At 69.3% G+C, this 6,639-nt stretch carries 7 protein-coding genes and 1 pseudogene; 2 read left to right on the top strand and 6 right to left on the bottom strand.

Annotated features, from left to right (window positions below):
- Positions 1 to 211, top strand: a pseudogene (locus tag AC27IO_RS18510) (tripartite tricarboxylate transporter permease); the annotation flags it as partial.
- Positions 212 to 235: 24 nt separating this feature from the next.
- On the opposite strand, the gene AC27IO_RS18505 reads toward AC27IO_RS18510, so the two are convergent.
- Positions 236 to 910, bottom strand: coding sequence for a response regulator transcription factor (locus AC27IO_RS18505; RefSeq protein WP_284405448.1), 675 nt, complete (start codon positions 908 to 910; stop codon positions 236 to 238).
- Positions 910 to 1,641 carry a PepSY domain-containing protein gene (locus AC27IO_RS18500; RefSeq protein WP_284408144.1) on the bottom strand — a complete coding sequence of 244 codons (732 nt, stop codon included), beginning with the start codon at positions 1,639 to 1,641 and terminating at the stop codon, positions 910 to 912. The genes AC27IO_RS18505 and AC27IO_RS18500 overlap by 1 nt, the downstream gene beginning before the upstream one ends.
- 123 nt (positions 1,642 to 1,764) lie before the next feature.
- Between AC27IO_RS18500 and AC27IO_RS18495 the strand changes: the two genes are divergently transcribed.
- A complete protein-coding gene (locus AC27IO_RS18495; protein ID WP_498740091.1) occupies positions 1,765 to 2,412 on the top strand; it encodes a PepSY domain-containing protein in 648 nt (215 codons plus the stop codon).
- 113 nt (positions 2,413 to 2,525) lie between these two features.
- On the opposite strand, the gene AC27IO_RS18490 is transcribed toward AC27IO_RS18495, so the two are convergent.
- The 4 genes from AC27IO_RS18490 to AC27IO_RS18475 form a co-directional block, all read right to left on the bottom strand.
- Positions 2,526 to 4,592 carry a bifunctional 2',3'-cyclic-nucleotide 2'-phosphodiesterase/3'-nucleotidase gene (locus AC27IO_RS18490; RefSeq protein WP_498740089.1) on the bottom strand — a complete coding sequence of 689 codons (2,067 nt, stop codon included), beginning with the start codon at positions 4,590 to 4,592 and terminating at the stop codon, positions 2,526 to 2,528.
- A 131-nt stretch (positions 4,593 to 4,723) separates the two neighbouring features.
- A complete protein-coding gene (locus AC27IO_RS18485) occupies positions 4,724 to 5,197 on the bottom strand; it encodes a RidA family protein (protein ID WP_284393513.1) in 474 nt (157 codons plus the stop codon).
- A 119-nt stretch (positions 5,198 to 5,316) separates the two neighbouring features.
- Positions 5,317 to 5,733, bottom strand: a complete 417-nt coding sequence (locus AC27IO_RS18480; RefSeq protein WP_498740087.1) for a group II truncated hemoglobin — start codon at positions 5,731 to 5,733, stop codon at positions 5,317 to 5,319.
- Between the two features lie 22 nt (positions 5,734 to 5,755).
- A partial coding sequence (locus AC27IO_RS18475) for an MFS transporter (RefSeq protein ID WP_498740086.1) occupies positions 5,756 to 6,639 on the bottom strand: 884 nt, incomplete at its 5' end.

The following is a 6,639-nucleotide window of genomic DNA, read 5'->3' as shown; positions in this document are numbered from 1 at the left end:
ATGGCGCGAAGGCCGTGCGGTCCCGCGCTGGCAGCCGCCGGCCTGGGCTCGTTCTTCGCCGGCTGCGTGGGGCACGCTGATCCTGGCCGCCTTCGCGCCGCCGCTGACCGAAGTCGCCTTCAAGTTCGGCCCCGCCGAATACTTCTCGCTGATGGTGCTGGGCCTGATGGCGGCGTGTCCGGTGCAGGCAGCGGGTCGATGCCGCCGGGCGCCATCGCCGGGCCTGGCCGGCCCATCAGCCCGGCACCTCGGGCAGCAGCAGGCGAAAGCCCTGGCCGCGTTCGGTGACCAGTTGCGGCGCGCCGCCGAGCTTGCGGCGAATGCGGCCGATCAGCACGTCGATGGTGTTGGAGTCCGGGTCGAGGTCGCGCGCGTACACGTGTTCGCCGATGTCGCTGCGCGTGAGCAGCTTGCCCGGGTGGTGCATGAAGTAGGCCAGGATCTTGTGCTCCTGCGCGGTGAGCTGCAGGCTCTGGCCCTGCAGCGAGAAGCGGCCCCGCACCACGTCGTATTCGAGCGGCCCGGCCTGCAGCACGGCGGCGGCCGACCCGGCCGTGCGGCGCAGCATGGCCCGCAGGCGCAGCACCACTTCGTCCATCAGGAACGGCTTGGTGAGATAGTCGTCCGCTCCGGCGTTGAATCCCGCGACCTTGTCGCTCCAGCGGTTGCGGGCCGTGAGCACCAGCACCGGCCAGTTGCGGCCCGCGCCGCGCCAGTCGTGCAGCACGCTCAGGCCGTCCTTGCGAGGCAGGCCCAGGTCCAGCACGGCCGCGCTGTAGGCTTCGGCGCTGCCGGCAAAGGAGGCGGCTTCGCCGTCATGCTCCACATCCACGGCAAAGCCCGCGGCCTCCAGCGCGGCGCGCAGTTGCGCGGCAAGCGCGACGTCGTCTTCCACGACCAGGATGCGCATCAGTCACCCGCCTTTCGCCGCGTCACTTCCAGGGTCACGGCATCGACCTCCAGCTCCAGCTTGAAGCCGTTGGGCTGCTGCAGCTCGACGCTGTAGTACGGGCGGTGGCGGTGGTCGCTCTCCAGCTCCACCTCTAGCACCAGGCCCGAGAAGCGCGGGCGCAGCGACTCCAGCACCACGTCCATGGATTTCAGGGGCGCCGGTGCAGCGGCCGCCTCCGGCCGATGCAGGACCTCGCCCGTGTTCACATCCATCAGCAGCTTCATCTCCACGGCAGGCTTGTCGGACAGCTTGACCTCGTAGACCGCCTTGCCCTGCGCATCGCGCTCGAACTCGGCGTTCACGACGCGCGCGCCGTACCGCTGCTCCAGCTGCTTGACGTATCGGGCCATCTGCGCCAGCGGGACGGGCTGCGTGGGCCACTCGCGCTCCTGCGCCACCACGGAGCCGGTGGCGGCATCCACCAGCACTTCCTGCTTGTTGCCCCGGGCGTCAATGAGGGTGATTTCGTAGCGCGGCTCGCCCTTGCGCCCGCGCTTGCTTTCCACCTCGATGACGCGGCCCGCGTACTGGCGGCTGATGTCCGCAACGATGCTGTTCAGGGGCTTGAGCTGGCCGTTGAGCACGCCGCGCCGCGCCGCGTCCTGCTCGGCCGCGGGCGCCTGCACGCACGCGAGCGCCACCGCCACGACGGCGGCACGCAAAAGCACGCTCCGGGTCCATTTTTTCATCGCGGGATTATTGCCGGCGCCGTTAAACGGCACGTGAACGGACGCTTCACGAAAGGTTTAGCAGCGGTTGCGCACACTGCCTCCCAGTTCTCGCCACCTTGCAACACCGAAAGGAAAAGCACCATGAAAAAAACCGTTCTGACCCTGGCCGTCGCCGCCGCTGCCGCCGCATCCGCCCTGCCTTCCATGGCCTGGGCGCTGACGGCCCAGGAAGCCGCCAACGTGATCACCCAGCACCAGTATGTCGCGCCGCAAGACCTGCAAAAGCGGTACGGCTACTGGTCTGCCGACGCGGTCGCCCTCGACGGCGTGCGCGTGGACGTGCTGGTCAATGACGCGGACGGCAGCCTCACCACCGTGCGCAAGAGCGACATCGGCAAGACGCTGCCCAGTGTGGCCCAGGTATCGCAGGCGCTGCGCGCCAAGGGCTACGCCTTCGTGTACGACGTGGAATTGGACGATGGCTTCTGGGAAGCCAAGGCGCGCCAGTCCGCCAACCAGGGCGAGAAGGTGGAGTTCGTGCTGCACCCGGTGACGCTGGAGGTGCTGAGCCAGGTGGGCCGCAGCGGCGGCACGGTCAACAACCAGCCGGTGCTGAGCGCCGACCAGGTGCGCCAGGCCCTGGAGCAGGTCGGCTACACCCGCGTGCGCGGCATCGAGTACGAAGACGGCTACTGGGAAGCCGAAGCCACCAACATGGCCGGTCTGAACATGGAACTGCGCGTGGAGCCCACCACCGGCAAGGTGATCAGCGAACGGCTGGACGACTAAAGGCGCCCGCACGGCCCTGAAAAAAGCACCGGGCCCCGGCATGCATGTGCATGCCGGGGCCCGGTGTTTGGTTGGGCGTTACTGGCCAGCCTTTGCCGCTGGCACGCGGCCGGTTACTTCGACAGGTCCAGCCGGTACTTGGACGTGCCCTTGCCCGAGCCGTCGTCCGCCGCCATGAGCGTGACGTTGGCCAGGCCCGCGGCCTGGGCCACGGGCAGCGCGTTGGCGCCGGAGCTGAACACCACCGGGCCGGCCGTGGCCACCTTGGTGAAGCGCCAGCTCTTGGCCGCGCCGTTGGCGGCACGGGTCACGTTGGCGTTCTTGCGGATGTAGTCGATCACCACGTCGCGGTTGGCGTCCGGCGAGGCCCAGATCGTGCCCGAGCCGTCCAGCTTGTCGATGAAGCTCTTGCCGCTGGTGGCGCGGTAGTTGTTGGTGGCGATCACGAACTCCTGCGCCGCATTGATGGGCTGGCCCTTGTAGGTCAGGTTCTTGATGCGGCGGCCGGTGGGCTGCGTCACGTCGATCTCGTACTGCACGTCGGCCGTGGTGAACATGTCGAAGTTGTAGCCGGGGAAGGTGCTGATGAGCGGCTGCTCGGCGGTCTTGGCCGGGTCGATCTGGTTGAAGCGCTTGGCCGCGGCCTCCAGCCAGCCCTGGATGTCGGCGCCGTTCACCTTCACCGCGTACACGGTGTTGGGGTACAGGTACAGGTCGGCGGCGTTGTAGATCGCCAGCGGCCCCGTGGCCACGTCGGTGTAGTCGGCCCCGCCCTGGAAGCCCGACTTGAACGGTGCACTCACCGACAGCACGGGCAGCTGCGCGTACTGCGGCAGGTTGGCGGCCACGTAGGCGGCCACGTAATCGCGCTGGGCCTGGTTCACGATCTGGATCGCGCCGGGGTCGCCCACGTCGGCGAATAGCGTGCTCATGCGGAAGTCGGTGCTGCCGATGGGCGTCTTCACGTAGGCGATGGCGGCCTGGTGCTGCGTCTCGATCAAGGGGGCGACGGTGGGGTCGGCATCGACATACACCGTGGCGCCCGAGGCGTTCTTGCCCTGGATGTTGCGCAGCTCGCTCTTGGTGGCGGTCTTGTTCACCGCCCAGGCCTTGCCGTCCCATTGCAGGGCCAACTGGATCACGCCCAGCGCCTTGCCCCACGAGCTGGCCATCACGGCGGGCACGCCGTTGATGGTGCCGGCCTTGTTGTCCACGCCGGCTTGCGAATAGGCCGGCGTCGCGGCGGTGTCGGGGAACACGCTGTGCTGGTGGCCCATGACCATGGCGTCGATGCCGGCGACCTTGGACAGGTACAGGCCCGGGTTCTCCATGGTGGCCGAGTAGGCGCCCGCATCGAGCCCGCCGTGCAGCAGGGCCACGACGATGTCGGCGCCCTTGGCGCGCAGCTCGGGCACGTATTTCTGCGCGGCTTCGACCGCGCCTTCGGTGTAGACCTTGCCTTCGAGGTAGCGCTTGTCCCAGTTCATGATGCCGGGGGTGGTGAAGCCGATCACGCCCACCTTGATGGGCAGCTTGACCTCCTTGCCGTCCGCGCCCTTGGAGACCAGCGTGCGCTCCAGGATGGTGTAGGGCTGCACCAGCGGCTTCTTCGTCTTGCTGCTGTACACGTTGGCCAGCACGGCGGGGTAGCCGGCGCCGGCGCATTTTTGCGCGGCATCGACGCCATCGACCTCCATGCCGCCGCCCAGCACCTGGTTGAGGAACGGCAGGCCGTAGTTGAACTCGTGGTTGCCCAGCGTGCCGGCATCGAAGCCCAAAGCGCCCATGGCCTTGTACATGGACAGCTGCTGGGTGCAGGGAATGGCCTTGACCACGGCCTCGTAGTCGGCCAGCGCCGTGCCCTGGATGGTGTCGCCGTTGTCGACCAGCAGCGTGTTGGCGAACTCCTTGCGCGCCTGGCGCACCAGCGTGGCGGTGCGCTCAAAGCCATAGCTCTTGTCTTCGGCGAGCTTGAAGTAGTCGTAGCTGCGCACGTTGAAGTGCAGATCGGTCGTCTCCAGCACGGCCAGCGTGGCGGTGGCGCCGGCGTTGTTGTTGCCGTCGTTGTCGCTGCCGCCGCAGGCGGCCAGCAGGCTGGCGGCAGCGATCACGGTGAATGCGGTGAGGGCGGTCCGGCGGGTGGCCGGCGAGAGGTCTTGGCGTGGGAGGGTGTCCAGCATGCAATGGCCTGGGTGGTGGGTAAAGGCGAGAGTGTCACGAACCCGTTTGACACTGGCGTGACGCTGCCGTGGCCCGCCCGCCCGCAGTCACCGACCCGCCCGGGCCCTGCGCCCCGCCGGCCTGCGCGCCGTCAGTCCGCCGACGCGATCAGGTCCACCTCCACCGAGGCATTCTTGGGCAGCTGCAGCACGCCGACCGAGGTGCGCGTGTGCGCCCCGGCCACCGGCCCCAGCACATGAAAGAGCACCTGCGAGGCCGCATCGGCCACCTCGCTTTGCTGCGTGAAGCCGGGCGCGGACTGCACGTACACCGTGATGCGCGGCACGGCGCGCACCGCATCCAGCGTACCCAGGCTGCGCTGCAGCAGCGCCAGGGCGCGCATCACGCACACCTGGGCGGCATGCTGCGCGCGCTCCAGGGGCACCTGCGCGCCCACGGCGCCGGTGACCACCACGGTGTCGCCCACGCGCGGGATCTGGCCGCTCAGGTAGATCTGCCGGCCGTCGCGCACCAGCGGCACGTAGTTGCCGCCGATCTTGATCTCGCCATCGAAGCGGTGGCCCAGGGCCAGCGCCTGTTCTTCGAACCGTGCATCGCAGGACATGGAATCTTTCCTCGGGTGTGGGACGGTGGAGGGAGTTGAAACAAAAAGTGCCCCCAGCACAATGAGTACTAGGGCATATTGCTATTAAATCAATAGCAAACGATCCATGGGGTGCCGCGTCATCCGCCGCGGTTGCGCATCCAGTCGGCCGTGCCCATGAAGCTCTCGCGCAGCCGGGTGCGCAGCTCGGCGGGCACCCCGGTCTCGTCCATGGCCTGGTCCATGCACGCGACCCACTGGTCGCGTTCCTTGATGCCGATCGAGAACGGCAGGTGCCGCGCGCGCAGGCGCGGGTGGCCGAAGCGGCTCTGGTAATGGTCCGGCCCGCCGAGCCAGCCGCACAGGAACCAGAACAGCTTGTCGCGCGCGTCCGCCAGGGTGCTGCCGTGCGCGGCGCGCAGTTCGGTATAGCCGGGCTCCAGGTCCATGAGGTCGTAGAAGCGGTCCACCAGCGCGCGGACTTTCTCTTCGCCGCCGATCCATTCGAAAGGCGTGGTGGCCGGGGCGGGCGCGGGCAGGGATTCGGGTGTGGACATGAAGGCGGGCGGGGGAAGACAACTAGCCCTCGATTGTAGAAAGCGCCGCCCCGCGTGCGCCGCCCGCCCGCAGGCAGGCGAACACCGCCACCGCCGTGAACACGGTCACCCCGGCCAGCACGCGCAGCAAGGCGGCGAAGGCGTGGCCGTAGCCCTGCAGCAGTTCGGCCTGCGACAGCTGGGGCAGCAGCGCCCGGGCGCGGGACAGGTCCCCCGCCACGAGGGATTGGGCGGAGCGCGCCGCATCGCCCACCGGCACCTGCGGCCACTGCAGGGCCAGCAGCGCCACCAGCCCGGCGCCCACCAGGGCCAGCGCGAGTCCCTCGCCGGCCACGCGAACGGTGTTGAAGAGGCCGGTGGCCATGCCCGCGCGCTCGGGCGGCACCACGCTCACGGCCAGCCCGTCCATCAACCCCCACGGCAGGCCGATGCCCACGCCGATCAGCAGCAGGGGCCCGGCCAGCACCGCCGCCGGCGAGCCCGGCGCGCAATCGCTCAGCCACCACAACCCCACCGCGCACACGGCGAGGCCCCCGGAGGACAACGCCGCCGCCGACCACCAGCGCGCGAGCCACCCCGCCATCAGCGGCACGCACAGCATGGCCGCCGACAGGGCCAGCATCAGCTGCCCTGCCGCCATCGCGCTCAGGCCCTCGATGCCGATGAAGCGCACCGGCAGCAGCACCAGCAGCACCACATAGGCATAGGCCGGCGCCGCCGCCAGCAGTTGCACGCCCACGAAGCGCGGGTAGCGGAACAGCGACAGGTCGAGCATGGGGTGCCGAACGCGGCGCTCGGTGCGCACGAAGGCCGTCGCCATGGCCGCAGCGCCCGCCAGCGCCGCCACCACGGGCAGGCTGGCCCAGCCGCTCTCGGGGGCCTGCAGCACGCCCAGCGTCAGCAGGG

Source organism: Acidovorax sp. KNOB132, assembly GCF_057541515.1.
Note: the sequence above shows the minus strand (reverse complement) of the source record. Positions and strands in the feature narration are given on the sequence as shown.

Excerpts from the sequence above, each read along its gene's own strand:
- AC27IO_RS18505 (WP_284405448.1), bottom strand. The coding sequence starts at position 910 with ATGCGCATCCTGGTCGTGGAAGACGACGTCGCGCTTGCCGCGCAACTG.
- AC27IO_RS18500 (WP_284408144.1), bottom strand. The coding sequence starts at position 1,641 with ATGAAAAAATGGACCCGGAGCGTGCTTTTGCGTGCCGCCGTCGTGGCG.
- AC27IO_RS18495 (WP_498740091.1), top strand. The coding sequence starts at position 1,765 with ATGAAAAAAACCGTTCTGACCCTGGCCGTCGCCGCCGCTGCCGCCGCA.
- AC27IO_RS18490 (WP_498740089.1), bottom strand. The coding sequence starts at position 4,592 with ATGCTGGACACCCTCCCACGCCAAGACCTCTCGCCGGCCACCCGCCGG.
- AC27IO_RS18485 (WP_284393513.1), bottom strand. The coding sequence starts at position 5,197 with ATGTCCTGCGATGCACGGTTCGAAGAACAGGCGCTGGCCCTGGGCCAC.
- AC27IO_RS18480 (WP_498740087.1), bottom strand. The coding sequence starts at position 5,733 with ATGTCCACACCCGAATCCCTGCCCGCGCCCGCCCCGGCCACCACGCCT.